The sequence below is a fragment of the Sphingobacterium sp. xlx-96 genome, assembly GCF_011007365.1.
Taxonomy (GTDB): Bacteria; Bacteroidota; Bacteroidia; order Sphingobacteriales; family Sphingobacteriaceae; genus Sphingobacterium; species Sphingobacterium luzhongxinii.
Genome location: NZ_WFKM01000003.1, coordinates 483,899 through 499,959, shown reverse-complemented (window position 1 = coordinate 499,959; position 16,061 = coordinate 483,899). Strand labels below are relative to the sequence as shown.

The following is a 16,061-nucleotide window of genomic DNA, read 5'->3' as shown; positions in this document are numbered from 1 at the left end:
ATACACATACGAATGAAAACAATTAAAGGTCCTGGTATTTTTTTGGCGCAGTTTATTGCTGAAGAAGAACCATTCAATTCTATCGATAATATCGCTCAATGGGCAAAATCCTTAGGTTTTAAGGGGCTACAAATTCCTACGGGAGATGCAAAATACTTTGATCTCCAAAAGGCAGCAGAGAGCAAGACTTATGCTGACGAGTATAAAGGTAAACTGCACGAAGCCGGCTTAGAAATCACTGAATTGTCTACCCACTTGCAGGGGCAATTGGTGGCTGTTCATCCAGCCTACGACAAGCTTTTTGATGCATTTGCTCCAGAGAAGGTCAGAAACAATCCTAAGGCACGTACCGAATGGGCTATTCAACAACTCAAATATGCGGCTAAAGCTTCCCAAAATCTGGGAATCACTGCACATGCGACATTTAGTGGTTCATTGTTGTGGCAATATTTTCACCCTTGGCCACAACGCCCTGACGGTTTGGTAGACGAAGCATTTACCGAACTTGCTAAGCGTTGGACCCCAATTCTTGATACGTTTGAAGACTGCGGTGTCGATGTCTGTTACGAAATCCATCCGGGAGAAGATCTATTTGATGGGATTACTTACGAGATGTTTTTGGAGAAGGTGAATAATCATCCTAGAGCTTGCCTGTTGTATGATCCATCACATTTTGTATTACAGCAGCTCGATTACATACAGTACATCGACTTTTATCATGAACGTATTAAGGCATTCCACGTAAAAGATTCGGAGTTTAATCCTACGGGCAAGCAAGGTACTTTTGGTGGGTACCAGAGTTGGTTAAATCGGGCGGGTAGATACCGCTCACCTGGTGACGGGCAAGTGGACTTCAAAACAATTTTTAGTAAGTTGACTCAATATGGTTTCGATGGATGGGCTGTCATGGAGTGGGAATGCTGTATCAAGAATCAAATTGATGGGGCGACGGAGGGAGCGAAGTTTATAGCCGATCATATTATCCGTGTTACGGACAAGGCTTTTGATGATTTTGCCTCTACAGGAGCCGATGCTGCATTCAATAAAGAAATTTTAGGGCTAAGCTAAAAAGATAAATGGGGACGAAATGTTTCGTCCCCATTTGCTTTATCTTCCTTTCTTTTGAAGGGGAAATTTCATTTTATACCCCACACGTATTTGACCTTTAGAAATTTGGTCTAACTTGCCTTTTAACATGGTCTTTTTCAATGGACCGAGTTTGTCTACAAACAGTTTGCCTTCGATATGATCATACTCATGCTGTACGATGCGTGCGGCTAAACCAGACAGCTCTTCTTCGTGTTCCTCAAAGTTTTCATCCAGATAGTTAATAAGGACGTTCGAAGGGCGCAAAACCTCTTCATTAATATCCGGAATAGAAAGACATCCCTCATTAAAAGCCCATTTTTCTCCGTGTTCTTTTACAATAATGGGATTAATAAAAACTTTCTTAAAATCCTTCAGATTAGGGTCACCTTCACCATCCTCATCTTCCGCGAAAGGAGAGCCATCAATTACAAACATGCGCAAAGCAAGGCCAACCTGAGGTGCTGCCAGACCAACCCCATGGGCTCCATACATGGTTTCAAACATATTATCAATCAACTCTTTAAGTTGAGGATAATCTTCTTCTATTTCTTCGGCTTTTTTCCTCAATATCGGATCACCGTATGCTACTATTGGTAATTTCATTTGTTTAATTCTATTGCAAAGGTACGGATTTTAATATTTATTTGATTTCCTAACCCACTCATTTTTGCGTTATAGCGCTGTATATTGGTTTGTTTCAGTTGCTGTTGGTTCATTCTAAATCAGAAAATGGCACCATCCAAAAAAATGTGATAGGTTTCCTGCTTTCAGTGATCATTTTGTAGCAGAATGTGAATGTTTATCCGCAACAAGTACCTCACCGAGAATACCTTGTGGCTACTTTTTTTACAAAATGTGAATGCAAAAAACTACGAGTGAATGCTTTTTAGCAAAGCGTGATTACTGTTTACCCCCAAAGGATCACTTGTACATAAAAAGAGAGCGTCATCTAATAATAAGTAATCGCTTTTTTCAGCAAAGTGTTCACCGGATATAGGAAATCAATCATATTTTTTGTCCCATTGCTCTGTCGAATTGCTTTAAAACGGTTTAAGCCGTACTTTTATGGCTGTGCAGCAAGAGAAAAAAAACATAACAGAATTTATCCGACGATTGACGAAGCAGATTCCTATTACAGCTATCGAAGAGCACGAGGTTTACTATTTGCTGCAAACAGAAAAAGCAGTTATCATACTATATTTGCCGGGTACATTTCGTATGGAGACTGACCAAGCTGTGCTGCACATACATATTGATTACGATCAGTTGATGTCTGCTGGCGTAAAGATAATAAATCGACTACGTGGATTGCAGGGTTTTGGTCAGCGGATTTATGGGCGGACCACTGTTGTAGCACGTATTGACAAGGGTGTATCCATGGCTTTTCAAGAAGAACACCATCTTCAGGGAGCGCTACCGGGCAAATATCGATATGGACTTTTTCATCAGGGCGAATTGGTGTCTGTTGCTGTATTCAGCGGAGGACGTATTATTCATGCTTTAGGAACGAATTATAGATCATTTGAGTTGATCCGCTTTTGCCATAAAGGTGACACCTTAGTTGTGGGGGGGCTTTCTAAATTGGTAAAAGCATTTGTTGGTAATTTTAATCCACAGGACATTATGACCTATGCTGATAAAGATTGGGCTCAAGAAGATTCCTCATTAGCGACTATTGGTTTTAAGGTTGTCGCAGATCTTCCTCCCCAGCGGTTTGCTATCATCCGAGGAAGACGTTTTATAACTATTCCAGAAGGAGAAACCGCAGACTATTTTGTTGAAAATAAAGGAAGTTTAAAATTAAAGCTGATTCTTTGATAAGTATTTGTTATTTTTAGACAACCTTCAATAGTAAAACTTAAACTACTTAATGGCATATTAAGGGAATAATTATTTATCACATATGACCATTAAAAGTCAAATTAAACACATATGAAACGTAGATTACGCATGGGTATGGTAGGTGGTGGTAATGACGCCTTTATTGGCGCGGTACACCGCATAGCAGCCTTTATGGATGGGAAAATTGAACTGGTTTGTGGAGCGTTCAGTGTTAATCCCGAAATTTCAAAGCAGTCAGGAGAAGATCTTTTTGTCGCGGCAGACCGGGTCTATCCAGACTATAAAACCATGATTGAAAAAGAAGCCCAGTTGCCCGCAGACGAGCGTATGGATTTCCTAACCATAGTGACACCAAATTTTCTACATTTTGAGCCTGCAAAGTTGGCGATGGAAGCTGGCTTTGATGTGGTGGTAGAAAAACCAATAACAGTTTCCCTAGAAGAGGCTCAAGAGCTACAGACTATCGTAGAACGTACTGGCCGTACCTTATGTCTTACACATACCTATTCCGGCTATCCGATGGTTAAGCAGGCAAAGGCGATGGTTAGAGAAGGGCATTTTGGCAAGATCCGCAAGATCGTGGTAGAGTATCCGCAAGGTTGGTTGAGCCGTCTATCCGAGCGTGAAGGCAATGCAGGCGCAGCATGGCGAGCCGATCCTAAACGTTCGGGCAAGTCGTTAGTAATGGGAGATATAGGTACACATGCTGCTCATTTGGCAGAGTATGTTTCTGGTCAGCGTATAACAGAACTTTGTGCCGACTTAACAACCTTCGTAGAAGGCCGGTTACTAGATGACGATGGTTCGGTATTGTTGCGCTTTGATAACGGAGCAAAGGGAGTCCTAATGGCATCACAGATTTCAGCAGGAGAGGAGAATGCCGTACGCATTCGGATCTATGGCGAAAAAGGGGGGTTAGAGTGGGCTAATGAAGATCCTAATAATCTGATCATTAAAATGTTGGATCAGCCTCGCCAATTGTACCGTACAGGCAATGCTTATGCAGCACCTTATACCCTAAGTTCTTTCGCTACGCATAACACACGTGTGCCAGCTGGGCATCCAGAAGGACTGTTAGAATCCTTTGCGAACATATACCGCAATTTTGCAGCGACTGTATCTGCAAAGAAAGCAGGGTTAACACCCAGCGCAGAGACATTGGACTTCCCTACTGTAGCAGACGGTGTGCGTGGTATGGCATTTATTGATACCGTAGTAAAGAGTAACGAGAGTAACGAAAAATGGACTAAATTTGTACTGTGATAAACAGTATAAATGTCTTAATGTATCTTGAGCGTCAAACAAATTTTCGCGCTCAAGATATTTTAATCCTTTTAGGGCCCACTGCCTCGGGCAAAACGAAATTAGCCGTACAGCTAGCTCGATCCCTTAATGCCGAGATTATCAGTGCAGATTCCCGTCAGGTGTATCGGGGTATGGACATCGGTACAGGTAAGGATATTCAGGAATACGAAGATGTCCCTTACCATCTTATCGATATCGTCAATCCGGGAGAACAGTATAATGTATCCCGTTTTTTGGCCGATTTTGAACAAGCCTATGGTCAGATTAAAGCGAAAGGAAAGCAGGTTATCGTATGCGGAGGAACAGGGTTTTATATCCAAGCACTTTTGACTAGTCAGCCCTATAACCAGATACCGACAGATATAATCTGGCGGCAGCAGCTCGAACGTAAAACCAAAGCAGAAATCGAAGCATATTTAAGTGATTATACGGTGCCTGAGGGGTATCTAATAGATTACTCCTCCAAGAAGCGTATGGTACGCGCCCTCGAAGTCTTACGATGGCTTTCAGATCCAATACACGTATTGCCTGCATCTCAACCCATTTATACAGCGACTATCTTAGGCCTCGATCCAGCTGTTGAGATCCGACGGCAGCGAATTAGCCGACGTCTTCACCAACGTTTGGAGCAGGGAATGGTTGAAGAAGTCGAAAAGCTCTTGGATCAAGGAATAACCTACGAACAGTTAGCGTATTATGGACTGGAGTACAAATACATTAGTTACTACCTACAGGACAAGTTAACTTACGAGGCCTTCGTTACGAAACTTGAAACGGAAATCCATAGATATGCTAAGCGGCAGATGACTTATCTTCGAAAAATGGAGAAAGATGGAGTTGATATCCAGTGGATTGTTTGATTTATATAAAATAAACCACTAAATCAATCGTCTTTATTTATGTTTGTTGCTGATTCTAAGATCTATAATTTTGTCGTGAAGTAAGTTTCATATTCGTTTGTATTATAAATTTGTTAGCTTTAGTCGCGAATAGTCATGAAGGAGAGTGAATTAACAGATTTTCGTTCGCTTTTGGAGCGTATTGTAAAAGGAGACGAAAAGGCCTTCTCGCTACTTTATGACCTCTTTTCTACTGACCTAACTAGGCATATCTTATCTAAGGTTGCTGATCCTCAGGTTGCGGAAGACATACTACACGACCTTTTTCTATCCCTTTGGCGAAATCGCCATAATATGCTTGAGATAACCTCTTTACCAGCCTATCTTTATTCCTCCTGCCGGTATCTTATTTTAGCACATTATCGGGATGCTTTGAAGCGCGCTAATCCTTTGGATCTTGAAGAGTTGGATCTCTTGGATGATACTGTACCCTTGGAAGATCGTTTGCATTACCGCTATGTTATCGATATTGTCACCAATGAAATCGAAAATCTTCCCGATAAATGTAGAGCCGTTTTTAAATTGAGTCGCAACGAATATCTTACTAATAAGGAAATAGCAGCACGGATGGATATTTCGGAGTCTACTGTTGAGAAGCATATCAATAAGGCTATCAGTAAGTTGCGTGATGTTTCGAAAAATTTTTTACTTTTTTTCTAAATAGAGTAGAAGCTCCCCCTCTTTTTATACACTTATCTAATAACTGACCTTATATTTTGGCCATTTTGTTATGATGTATATAAAGCAATTATATCAGCAGCTAACTAATTTTTTGAATGCAAGGGGGAGCGATCGACGTGAGGTGACTTCGTGGTACGACGATTTAAACACAAACGCTGCGACGGACGATACACAGATCGGGCATATTCAGCAAAGAGCCAAAGAGCGGGTTCTATTTTCTATTAAGAACGAGGCTAAGCCGTTTAATCTAAAGCGTATCTACCGTTGGTCAGCAGCGGCTTCTGTGCTTCTTGTTGGGGGCTACTTCATCTGGAACTCGATGTCCCTTCAAGAGATAGCTACTGTAGAACAACTGGCGCAGGTGGAGCCAGCAAAAGAACGGGCGATCATTGTATTGGAGGGGGGAGAGGAAATTGATTTGGATCAACTCGCGCTCAATCAAAGCTTGCGCGTGGGAGAGAACATTATTACCAAAGATGCCGAAGGTAAGGTTCGCTATCATAATGCTGCAGACGGAAAGGAAAGGATTCAATTCAACAGTTTACGTGTCCCTAAAGCAGCGACCTATCAATTGACGCTTGTCGATGGTACGCGTGTCACACTCAATTCGGATTCTAAACTAACCTATCCTTCCTCTTTTGGGACAGGAGACCGTATTGTACAGCTGGAGGGAGAGGGGTATTTTGAGGTCACCAAAACAAGTAACAAGAGCCATTTTATCGTAGAGGCGAGGGATCAGAAAATACAAGTTCTCGGAACCAAATTTAATGTCAAATCTTATCCGCAGGAGGATAAAGAACAAACGACATTAGCCGAAGGCTCCGTACAAGTTTTCTTGGACGCTAATACGACTATACTAAAGCCCAATCAGCAGGCGAGTTCTATCGCCCAACGTTTAGAGACCAAGACTGTCAATATTGATGATGTTTTGAGTTGGACTAGGGGGCAGTTCAATTTTGATGGCACGAATACAGCCGAGGTTTTACAAGAGATAGCACGCTGGTATGACATTGACATCGATTACGAACGCAAAAGTAACGTTGCACAGTATATCGGCAAGATTCCACGCAATTTACCGTTGGACAGACTGATTGAGTTGTTAAACTACGCCGAGCTGCAGACTAAGGCCGTATTGGGCAAAGACAAGCGAATTAACTTAACTATTATGTAATCTAAAAAACATGAAGACAAACAAAATGAAGTACAGTAATTCAGGATCGCCTTGGGGTAGCCAACATAATCGGATTCTGTTGGCGCATAACCCGATGAGTAGTTGAAGGCCATAGATCAATAAGTGAACTAATTGTGTTAGCAAACAGAAAAGACCTCAATTTAAGGATAACTATTCTACCACGTACGTATGATGCGTATTGGGGTACTGAAAATGCTACAGGGGTGAAGTATAGGAAAAAAATCAGTATTAAGGTTGTTAATGAAATCAACGAGGGGTGAATAATGATGAATGAAGTAAATGTCTCTGCTCGGATTGACGTAATTTCATTGGCGAATGAAGGAAGCTTTGATTTAGTGTTGGATTTGTTCGAAACTATGGGTTCTGAGTTGAAGCTTGAGGGAAAGCCTGTAATGATTTGTAGTTATGCTGCTGGACTTTTAATTGGCCCTGATAAAATAAGTTATGGCTTATACTTTGGAACAGATAAGGGTACTAAAAAGTAGATCCTTTAATTGGAAAGGGTAATACTTATTTCTATAGTCGTCAGCTTTAAGTAGAGGTCTGGACTTGGCGTATATGCGTTGGGCGCCCTATAGTGGTAGCGTAATTTTCTCTGGGTTTAAGCCTTTGAATTCGAACAAGAAATACTTGGCTAGGTTTAACTCAGCTAATAATGTACAGTCTTATTACAACGAAATATTAGGTATAAGATATTGATAAAGCGGAATACTACGCAATCAATCCTGAGTTTGGTTATATATTTTATGCGGTTGGCGGAAAAGTTTATCAATATGACATGACCTATAAAACGTCCAAATTCATGAAAGATTATAGAACACATAAAATTTCATATCATAATTTTTATGAATTTAAAAACTTTGCGAAGTATAAAGGAGGTAACAAATTGATGGTAGGAACGTATGATCCAGCCAAAGTGATGGGACTGAAGGTCAATTAGACATTTATACTGTCCCCGGCGCTTAATGCAGATATTATAATTGGACGAGAGCTATTCTGGTTTTGGTCGAATAAAGAGTCTAACATATAAAGAAAGATATTAATGAAAAAAACATTTTTAACCGTAACAGCAGCGCTTTCAAGCGCTGCGTTATTTGCACAGTCCCCAGTTCAAGTGAAAGGGACATTAGAAAAGGAATCGGTAAGTGTGGTGAAACTATTTAAAGTAGTCAATGGAGATATGGAAGAAATCGCTTCCGCTATACCACAAGCAGACAAAAAATTCGGCTTTACTTTTTATCCCGATTACGAAGGGTTTTATGCATTAGGAACAGGCGAATTGAATAGCCCGACAGATAATCTTACTTTTTATTTCAAATCGGGTGATGAATTGGAACTGACTATTAAAGAAATGAGCTACGATTTAATAGGTACAGGAAATAGTCCTGAAAATAAAATCTTATCGAATTGGCATAAGTTAGTTAACCCTATCGAGGATAAGGCCTTTAGTTGGAGACAAATACGCAGTACGTTTTTAGACTTCTATCCGCAGCTGGACTCGGTTAATCAGGAAACAAAAAGATTTGTAAAGACTAATAAATCGGGTAATCCTAGGTTTGACAATAGATTCGAGACCTATATCAAATGGGACATAGCCGCTATTGCTGTGAATTTCATGATGACACCAAGATCGGTTCACCCTACGATAGAAGAGTATTCCGATTATTACAAGACGCTCTCATTAGCTGACTTTTCAAAGGATGCGTTTGTTGTTTACAATCTTCCTTGGGGAAACCGTACACTATCTAGCGTATCCTCGATTTTTCGTCGTATTAACAATACGCCCCCAGGAAAGGGTATAAGCGGTTTGCAGAAAGATACAGAGCTATTGAGCAATGATACGTTGAAAGGCGATGTGGTGTTGAAATATTTAGCACAGCAAAAAGATTATAAATTATATAAGGAAGCTGCTGATAAGTACAAGGGATTTTTATTAACGGATGCTCAGAAAACAAAGGCGTCTTCTATTATGAATAATATTGCTCCCTTGAAAGTTGGTGAACAAGGATTAGATTTTTCTTTTCCAGATAAAAATGGCAAGGTCGTTCGTTTTAGTGATTTGAGAGGTAAAGTGGTGCTTATTGATGTTTGGGCAACATGGTGTGGACCTTGTAAAGCAGAGATTCCGCACCTTAAGAAATTAGAAGAAGAGATGAATGGAACAGATTTGGAGATAGTAAGTATATCTGTTGATGAAGATAAAGACAAAGAGAAATGGCTTAAAATGATAAAGGATGAAAAATTAGGTGGTATACAGCTATTTGCCTCTGGTTGGGGAGGTATTGCCGAATATTACAAAATAAACGGAATTCCTCGCTTTATGGTGTTCGATAGAAGTGGAAATATTGTGACTATTGATTCTCCACGTCCCTCCAAACCCGCGCTGAAGGAATTATTAGAAAGAGTTTTATCAGAAAAAAAGTAAACTTATGAAGACAATTTGGATATTTATTTTAGCAAGTCTTTTATTATCTCCTGTGCTTGTTTTAGCACAGAGAGATAGTCTATTGATTAGTGGAAGATTGAAGTCTACAGATGGTCAGGATTTTGAAAAGTTCAGAATTACCTATATAGATCACTTTGGTAAAAGGCAATCCTATGTCGGGAATGCTCATTCTGGAAATTTCGAAATTCGTTTGCCTAAGCAAGAACTTGTAATTGATGCCGTATTACAGACCGTTGGCGCAGAACGAAAAGCCGGTACCATGCAAAGTCCATTAAATCTTTTTATTCATGAAGAAGATATTAAGATAGATGGACTCGTTAATGAACTAGAATTAGCTCGTGTGTCTGGAGGTAAAGAAAATGATGAATACAATACTTTGCGACAGTCAATAGCAGGTATTAATCGGCAGGTGTCTACGCTATATGCTCCGTTATTAAAAGGAGAAGTAAATAGCGAATCTGAGAGTGGAGCTGTTGTAATGCAGGAGATAAGACGATTGAACCGATTGGGGTACGATGCACAGAAGAACTTTATAATAGCACATCCAAAATCTTATGTTAGTCTGTTTTTACTGTATAGACTTAAGAATATCTACACTTCAGATGACTATGCAAATACCTTTGCTTCTATAGATAATCAATATCATAATACAAGAATCGGCAAAGAGATACGAAATAATATTCAGCACGAAATCGTAACTGCCAAAGGTACTTTGGCCCCATCTTTTGCACGTACTACCGACAAAGGAGAAGCTTTCCAGCTAGAAGATCTTAGAGGTAAAGTGTTTCTAATTGACTTTTGGGGCAGTTGGTGCGCGCCATGTCGAGCTAGCATGCCACATCTATTGGAGTTATACCATAAGTACAAGGATAAGGGTTTTGAGGTCGTGGGGTTGGCACAAGAACACGGCAAGACCATGGAACAAGCAACGTTAAGCTGGAAAAAAGCAATTGATGAATTAGGAATACACTGGATCAACGTCCTCAATAATGAGAACAAAGAGGAATTTGATATCGTAAAGTCTTACAATATTACGGGGTTTCCGACTAAAATACTAGTCGATGCTCAAGGGAAGATTCTTTTGAGAATTACTGCTTCAGCAACTGATGATATTGACGTTGCTCTGCAGAATATTTACGGCTACTAAGACACAATTCCATGCAGATAGTAAAAACAAAGTATGGTACAATAACTATGGTAACAATCCTAATGCGGGAAATATAGTTCTGGCTTAGTTAAAGGAAAAATCTTTATTCGAAATTCCGATGAATAAATCCTTACAGAGCAAATATAGCCAGGTTCCTTCTGATATCTAGCTAAAGAGTTTGCAGTTTCTTGAGGGAAGTAGTCAGTCCTGCTTGTGATTAATTAATTTTTTTAGAATAGAAACCTTAAAAATGGAAAATAAGGGTTAATTAGTTTTCTAATTGCCCCTATTTAATAAACTTACCGATTATTTGTGTTCTTTTTTAAGATAAGGCCATGATAAAGGGTTTTATATCATGAACAACGAGAATCCGTACTTGGCTAATGGCAAACAGGAACTACGCAAATACTTGACACTGCAGCATACCTTTTTTTACAGTCAGGTCAAGTGGTTGGATAAAGCAAGACCATTTGTGCTAAATGCAACTATAGAAAAGAGAGGCTTCAAGCAGAAAAATGGAATTGTTAGTTTAATGGTGATGGATGTACGATACCAGCAAAGGGCGAAGCGACGATGGCTCTTTTGTTAAGTAGAGTACGAGTTATACCACCTTCTTCCAAAAATTCAACAACCCATTGCATGCTGAGCCGTTCAGCTCAAAGCTGCGGGGTATTTCGTTCCAGCCGCCCCAATAGGTTGCTATTCGGGTGCCGATGGGCAGTTTGTCTAATTCATTTTTGAGGTATCTGTTATACATACGGAATAGTTTTCTATCCGGTTGTATCTCCTTATCGATGGGGCACGAAGTATCTATGTTTTCATAGAAAGAGTTGTAGAAGTAAAAAGCATCGTAGTCCGAAAATGTAATCTGATTGATGTTGGCGTGAATAAATTCTACATTATGAATATGGTGTTTTACGGCAATTTCTTTCGAAAGCTGCGTGAGTGATTCGCGCTGTTCGACCCCATAAAACCGAGCCTCAGTACAGGCTGCAGCCACCAAACAGAACTTGCCAGCGCCTGCACCTATGTCCAGCACTTTCGTGTTAGGGCCGTCGGCTAGATATTGCGCCGCGATCTTAGCTACAGCGACCGGAGTCCAGTGACGTTCAGATAGTTCTTGGATATGCGGTGGATATACCTTATTGAATATACTATCCGCGACATCGGTGTTGGAACGAAGTGCCTTAAAGATCATTTGTTTGTTATACGTTATTTAGGTCTATAATAAATATAAGCCCCAATATAACTAGAATTTGCCAGTTTCGTACCCTTAAAAACAATATCGCAGATACTTTAGCGTAGTAAAGGACATTTGTGCATGTGTTTAAATCCCCTATTGGGATACTATGAAATAGCTTCCGTACATAATGTATCAGTATGATTACAGTGATTTTGGTAGAAAGAGGTCAAAAAAGTGCTACCTTTATTCCTTGATATAATGGCTAAGAAGATTTACATATTACTATTCGTTGTTATAGCCCTTCTCATGGGGCCACAATCGGCTATGGCATTACGTGTCGAAGCCACGAAGGTATGTTGTAAGAAGATGTCATCCGAAAGGTCCTGCTGCAAGGAAACGAAAAAAGAAGCCAGCAAAATACACAAATGCAAGGCAGGCTGTGAAAGCTGTTCCTGTGTATCTTACGCTGTAGATGTAAAACCCCCTTTGATTGCCAGTGTGATAGATAGTGGTGCCCTTTTCGAATTTTTAGAAAAAAAGCAAAAATATTTTTACGTAGAAATATTTCACTCCAATGATGCGCGTGCCATCTGGCTTCCTCCTAAAATAAGCTAAAATTCCTTCCTGACAGCCCATGGACTGTCTTTTCTAAACACCTTTTCAGGTCAATATTCACTTTATAAGATCCTTTTGTAAAGAATACCGTCAATAGACAGGCTGAATTCTTATACAATAGGGTATAATAATATCAAACTATTATTTGCCCACGCTCTTATGATCAATTGATAATTACATGAAGCGAATAAACATAGTAGGGATAATCATGATCCTTTTATTGGCTGTTACGAATTCGTATGCACAGCTAAAAATTGGGGATACACTTCCTGATATCACATTACAAAACGATAAAAATACCGAAATAGCACTTCATTCTTTTCAAGGAAAGACTGTTTTGGTAGATTTTTGGGCTTCTTGGTGCTTGCCCTGCAGAAAAGCGAATAAGCATCTTGTAAAACTGTATGACAAGTACAAAAAACAGAATTTTGAAATTGTGGGGATCTCTATAGATACAGAAAGCAGCAAATGGCTTAAAGCCATTCAGCAGGATCGACTAAAGCATCAGCAACTTATCGACCCAAAAGGATTTGATGCACAGTCTGCTATTCTTTTTGGTGTCGAGGCTTTACCGGCAGCTTATCTGTTTGACAGCTCCGGCAAACTCATTGCAATCAACCCTTCAGAAGAACAAATTATTTCACAAATTAAAAAATAAGATAAAGATGAACACTTTCACAATAAAATCATTTATAGCAGCTTTGGGCCTATTATTAACCAGCGTTGCAGGCTATTCGCAAATATCAAAAGTAGATATCATGGCTACAGGACTTACCTGTTCGATGTGCTCCAATGCGATCAATAAGCAATTAAAATCTCTGTCACAGATATCTAATGTTGCTACAGATTTGAATACCAATACGTTTACGATTTCTTTCAATGATAATCAAACTGTAAGCCCTAAAGTGTTAAAGGATGCTGTTGAAAAAGCCGGCTTCTTTGTTGGCTCTATGGTTTTGACACTGTCGCCAGAAGCAATTGCTGCGCAGCAAGTTACTGTAGGAGACGATTCTTTGGTGTTTATTGATGACAAGAAAGCTGGCTCAAACCAGTACAAAGTCGTAGATAAAGGTTTCGTAACACAGAAGGAGTATAAGAAGCTGTCAAAAACCTATGCAAAGCACGGGAGCTATTCTGTAGAGAACGATCAGGTATTTCATATAGTAGCATTATAATATGAAGTATATAGTAACGTTTTTGTGCTTATTCAGCTCATTTGGTCTATATGCTCAGGAACTATTTGTCGTGACAGAACCCGCCAGCAATGTGCCGGCAGGTTCTCTCAGTGTGCGTGTAGGGCAGTCTTTGATGAAAAATGATCTAGATGATGATTATATGTATTCCCTTGCCCCGGAAGTAACCTGGGGTATCAATAAGAATTTGATGGTTCGGGGTTCTACCTATTTTGATAATTCCGCAAATCGACTCAATCTAGCCGGAGCCAGTGCATATGCCAAATACCGTTTTTATTCCGTTGATGATCTACAGAGTCATTTCCGGATGGCCGCTTTTGGAAGGTATAGTTGGAATAAGACACCCGTTAGGCAGGAAGCAATAGATCTTATGGGCAAAAACTCCGGTTTTGAAGTCGGTTTGGTCGCCACACAGCTCATCAAGAAAGTCGCTCTCAGTTCCAATGTGAGTTATGGACGAGCTTGGAACAACGATGGTAACGATTTTCCAGAATTACAGGGAAAAGATGCTATTAATTATACGTTTTCCGTGGGAAGGTTGATGTACCCGAATCGGTATACGAGTTATAAACAGACCAATATAAATGCCATGCTTGAGTTGGTAGGGCAGACGATCACCAAAAACGGACGTTCGTATATGGACATTGTTCCAGCAGTACAGTTTATCATAAATAGCCAGGCACGTATTGATGTTGCGTATCAAAAAGAGCTATACGGGTCGGTTCATCGTCCGGTAAAAGACGGTGTGTTTCTAAAGCTGGAGTACACATTTTTTAACGTAACGAATTAAGTTGTTTTCCTGATATGTTTATACTTTGGGTGGTTGATAAAACCACTCAAAGTTTTTTTAGTATTGGGGTATTATTTTCGTTTTATATCCGCCGTTTTAATAGCGTTATTTACAAGTTATCTTATATACGGTAAAGTCTTATCACTATGCGTATTCATAAAGTGACTCGGTGTCATACCGTAGTGTTTATGAAAATCTCTTGAAAAGTTTGATTGTACAGAATATCCTACCATTGTCGCGATTTGAGCGATAGAGTGTTTTTTAAGGGGCAGGAGCTCCGCCGCTTCGCGGAGTCTTGATATATTTATTAATTCGTTTGGACTAAGATCCGAAAGTCCTTTTATTTTGAGGCACAACGTTGGGCGGCTCATATTCATGAATTTGGCGAGGACTTCCACATTGAGATCTACCGAGTCGATATGTTCACGGATGATCTTGTATAGATGGTGTATAAAGTCCTTGTCTCGTACCGATACATGCATGTCCAATCGGTTTGAAGTAGATGGTGCCGTAAAGTAGTCTTTCACGATTGGTAAGCAAATTACTGATATTTACCAGCAGGTACTCCAGCGAAAAAGGTTTCTCAATATAGGCATCTGCTCCTATATTTAAGCCTTCTATCTTAGCATCAAGGCTATTCTTTGCCGTCAGGAAGATTAATGGAATATGACTGTATAGAATATCAGATTTAATTCTTCTACATAGGGTGATGCCGTCCATTATGGGCATCAAGATGTCTGTTAGGACCAGTTGTACGTCATTGGCGTCTAGGATATCCAGGGCTTCAGCGCCATTACCAGCCCGTAGAATTGTATAGTGTCCTTTTAGTTCCTTGTTGAGGTATGCCAATATCTCCTTATTATCTTCTACTATTAGTATGACGGGGTTTACCTTTTCTGGGTTATCCACATAAGAAGAAATGCGCTGCTGCTGTTTATCCCTATCGTCGGCAAATGACTGAATATCGAAAGCCTGGTCCTGAAGTATAGGATAAGCAAATAAAAATAGGTTTCGTTCCCCCTTTGTATGGATTAAGGATAATGCACCATAGTGTAATTCGGCTAACGAACGTGAAAGAGGGGGGGGCTATACCTGTTCCCGTATTTTTATCGACATCATGTAGCCTGTAGAAAGGTTCAAATATTTTATCCTTTTTATCGAAAGGTATGATCGGACCATCGTTGCCAAACTCAATGTTAAACATGATATCATCACTGTTGAATGGCAACAGTTTTATATGTACTATTCTATAGGCATATTTGATGGCGTTGTGGATCAGATTGGTGAATATTTTCCAGATTGCCTCACTGTCTACATCTGCTGTCAGAGTGATACGTGGCAGAGATAGTTCATACTTTAGGTTTCTTTCCTTAGCGAGGGTTTGCAGATCTTTAAAGACCTCGTTGAGCAGGGCGTTAGTGTCTGTTTGTGTAAAAATAAGGCTCATATTATTGTTTTCTGCTTTTCTAAAATCTAATAGGTGATTTGTTAGGAGGATCAACTTCTGGTCGTATCTGGGTCAATCTGGATGGAGAGGTTGTAAACAAAGGGGTAGAGATCGCCCTTACAGGTACTGTTATCAAAAACAGTGATTGGTCCTGGGATATGACTGGTAATGTGACTTTCCTTAAGAATAGTATAAGTGGTCTCTTGGGCTATTAGGAGACCGGAGCATTACG

22 protein-coding genes are annotated in these 16,061 nt (G+C 39.9%); 17 read left to right on the top strand and 5 right to left on the bottom strand.

The window, feature by feature from the left end; all coding sequences use genetic code 11:
* The first annotated feature begins 12 nt into the window (after window positions 1-12).
* The gene (locus tag G7B20_RS07885; protein ID WP_164109964.1) at window positions 13-1,068 is read left to right on the top strand and encodes a sugar phosphate isomerase/epimerase family protein; all 1,056 of its coding nucleotides are present in this window, start codon (window positions 13-15) and stop codon (window positions 1,066-1,068) included.
* Window positions 1,069-1,107: 39 nt separating this feature from the next.
* On the opposite strand, the gene def is transcribed toward G7B20_RS07885, so the two are convergent.
* Window positions 1,108-1,692, bottom strand: coding sequence for a peptide deformylase (def, locus tag G7B20_RS07880; RefSeq protein WP_164109962.1), 585 nt, complete (start codon window positions 1,690-1,692; stop codon window positions 1,108-1,110).
* Window positions 1,693-2,154: 462 nt separating this feature from the next.
* Here def and G7B20_RS07875 point away from each other — a divergent pair, with 462 nt between their 5' ends.
* The 11 genes from G7B20_RS07875 (at window position 2,155) to G7B20_RS07825 (ending at window position 11,190) form a co-directional block, all read left to right on the top strand.
* Window positions 2,155-2,907, top strand: coding sequence for a hypothetical protein (locus G7B20_RS07875; protein WP_164109960.1), 753 nt, complete (start codon window positions 2,155-2,157; stop codon window positions 2,905-2,907).
* A gap of 114 nt (window positions 2,908-3,021) precedes the next feature.
* A complete protein-coding gene (locus G7B20_RS07870) occupies window positions 3,022-4,194 on the top strand; it encodes a Gfo/Idh/MocA family protein (RefSeq protein ID WP_164109958.1) in 1,173 nt (390 codons plus the stop codon).
* On the top strand, window positions 4,191-5,096 hold the full coding sequence (gene miaA, locus G7B20_RS07865; protein WP_240465992.1) for a tRNA (adenosine(37)-N6)-dimethylallyltransferase MiaA: 906 nt from the start codon (window positions 4,191-4,193) through the stop codon (window positions 5,094-5,096). The genes G7B20_RS07870 and miaA overlap by 4 nt, the downstream gene beginning before the upstream one ends.
* A 135-nt stretch (window positions 5,097-5,231) precedes the next feature.
* Window positions 5,232-5,795, top strand: a complete 564-nt coding sequence (locus G7B20_RS07860; RefSeq protein WP_164109956.1) for an RNA polymerase sigma factor — start codon at window positions 5,232-5,234, stop codon at window positions 5,793-5,795.
* 70 nt (window positions 5,796-5,865) lie between these two features.
* Window positions 5,866-6,987, top strand: coding sequence for a FecR family protein (locus tag G7B20_RS07855; RefSeq protein ID WP_164109954.1), 1,122 nt, complete (start codon window positions 5,866-5,868; stop codon window positions 6,985-6,987).
* A 134-nt stretch (window positions 6,988-7,121) separates the two neighbouring features.
* Window positions 7,122-7,268 (top strand): hypothetical protein, encoded by a 147-nt coding sequence (locus G7B20_RS07850; RefSeq protein WP_164109952.1) that lies wholly within the window; start codon window positions 7,122-7,124, stop codon window positions 7,266-7,268.
* A 3-nt stretch (window positions 7,269-7,271) separates the two neighbouring features.
* The gene (locus G7B20_RS07845) at window positions 7,272-7,493 is read left to right on the top strand and encodes a hypothetical protein (protein ID WP_164109950.1); all 222 of its coding nucleotides are present in this window, start codon (window positions 7,272-7,274) and stop codon (window positions 7,491-7,493) included.
* Between the two features lie 317 nt (window positions 7,494-7,810).
* The gene (locus tag G7B20_RS07840; protein ID WP_164109948.1) at window positions 7,811-7,948 is read left to right on the top strand and encodes a hypothetical protein; all 138 of its coding nucleotides are present in this window, start codon (window positions 7,811-7,813) and stop codon (window positions 7,946-7,948) included.
* A gap of 102 nt (window positions 7,949-8,050) precedes the next feature.
* Window positions 8,051-9,433, top strand: coding sequence for a TlpA family protein disulfide reductase (locus tag G7B20_RS07835; RefSeq protein WP_164109946.1), 1,383 nt, complete (start codon window positions 8,051-8,053; stop codon window positions 9,431-9,433).
* A gap of 4 nt (window positions 9,434-9,437) precedes the next feature.
* Window positions 9,438-10,601, top strand: a complete 1,164-nt coding sequence (locus G7B20_RS07830) for a TlpA family protein disulfide reductase (RefSeq protein WP_164109943.1) — start codon at window positions 9,438-9,440, stop codon at window positions 10,599-10,601.
* Between the two features lie 355 nt (window positions 10,602-10,956).
* On the top strand, window positions 10,957-11,190 hold the full coding sequence (locus G7B20_RS07825; protein WP_164109941.1) for a hypothetical protein: 234 nt from the start codon (window positions 10,957-10,959) through the stop codon (window positions 11,188-11,190).
* A gap of 12 nt (window positions 11,191-11,202) precedes the next feature.
* Here the strand turns inward: G7B20_RS07825 and G7B20_RS07820 are convergent, their stop codons facing one another.
* On the bottom strand, window positions 11,203-11,799 hold the full coding sequence (locus G7B20_RS07820) for a methyltransferase domain-containing protein (protein ID WP_164109938.1): 597 nt from the start codon (window positions 11,797-11,799) through the stop codon (window positions 11,203-11,205).
* 243 nt (window positions 11,800-12,042) lie between these two features.
* Here G7B20_RS07820 and G7B20_RS07815 point away from each other — a divergent pair, with 243 nt between their 5' ends.
* The 4 genes from G7B20_RS07815 (at window position 12,043) to G7B20_RS07800 (ending at window position 14,382) form a co-directional block, all read left to right on the top strand.
* Complete coding sequence (locus G7B20_RS07815; protein WP_164109936.1) at window positions 12,043-12,399, top strand: hypothetical protein; 357 nt, start codon at window positions 12,043-12,045, stop codon at window positions 12,397-12,399.
* A 178-nt stretch (window positions 12,400-12,577) separates the two neighbouring features.
* Entirely contained in the window at window positions 12,578-13,057 is a 480-nt protein-coding gene (locus G7B20_RS07810; protein ID WP_164109935.1) for a TlpA family protein disulfide reductase, read from the top strand.
* A 7-nt stretch (window positions 13,058-13,064) separates the two neighbouring features.
* The gene (locus G7B20_RS07805; RefSeq protein ID WP_164109933.1) at window positions 13,065-13,574 is read left to right on the top strand and encodes a heavy-metal-associated domain-containing protein; all 510 of its coding nucleotides are present in this window, start codon (window positions 13,065-13,067) and stop codon (window positions 13,572-13,574) included.
* A gap of 1 nt (window position 13,575) precedes the next feature.
* The gene (locus G7B20_RS07800; protein ID WP_164109931.1) at window positions 13,576-14,382 is read left to right on the top strand and encodes a hypothetical protein; all 807 of its coding nucleotides are present in this window, start codon (window positions 13,576-13,578) and stop codon (window positions 14,380-14,382) included.
* Window positions 14,383-14,498: 116 nt separating this feature from the next.
* Here the strand turns inward: G7B20_RS07800 and G7B20_RS19460 are convergent, their stop codons facing one another.
* The 3 genes from G7B20_RS19460 to G7B20_RS19450 are packed head-to-tail and all read right to left on the bottom strand — an operon-like array spanning window position 14,499 to window position 15,829.
* Complete coding sequence (locus G7B20_RS19460; protein ID WP_240458461.1) at window positions 14,499-14,753, bottom strand: helix-turn-helix domain-containing protein; 255 nt, start codon at window positions 14,751-14,753, stop codon at window positions 14,499-14,501.
* A 52-nt stretch (window positions 14,754-14,805) separates the two neighbouring features.
* Window positions 14,806-15,291, bottom strand: coding sequence for a PleD family two-component system response regulator (locus tag G7B20_RS19455; RefSeq protein ID WP_240458459.1), 486 nt, complete (start codon window positions 15,289-15,291; stop codon window positions 14,806-14,808).
* A gap of 31 nt (window positions 15,292-15,322) precedes the next feature.
* On the bottom strand, window positions 15,323-15,829 hold the full coding sequence (locus tag G7B20_RS19450) for a sensor histidine kinase (RefSeq protein ID WP_240458458.1): 507 nt from the start codon (window positions 15,827-15,829) through the stop codon (window positions 15,323-15,325).
* A gap of 38 nt (window positions 15,830-15,867) precedes the next feature.
* Between G7B20_RS19450 and G7B20_RS07790 the strand changes: the two genes are divergently transcribed.
* Window positions 15,868-16,044, top strand: coding sequence for a hypothetical protein (locus G7B20_RS07790; protein ID WP_164109123.1), 177 nt, complete (start codon window positions 15,868-15,870; stop codon window positions 16,042-16,044).
* Window positions 16,045-16,061: the final 17 nt, after the last annotated feature.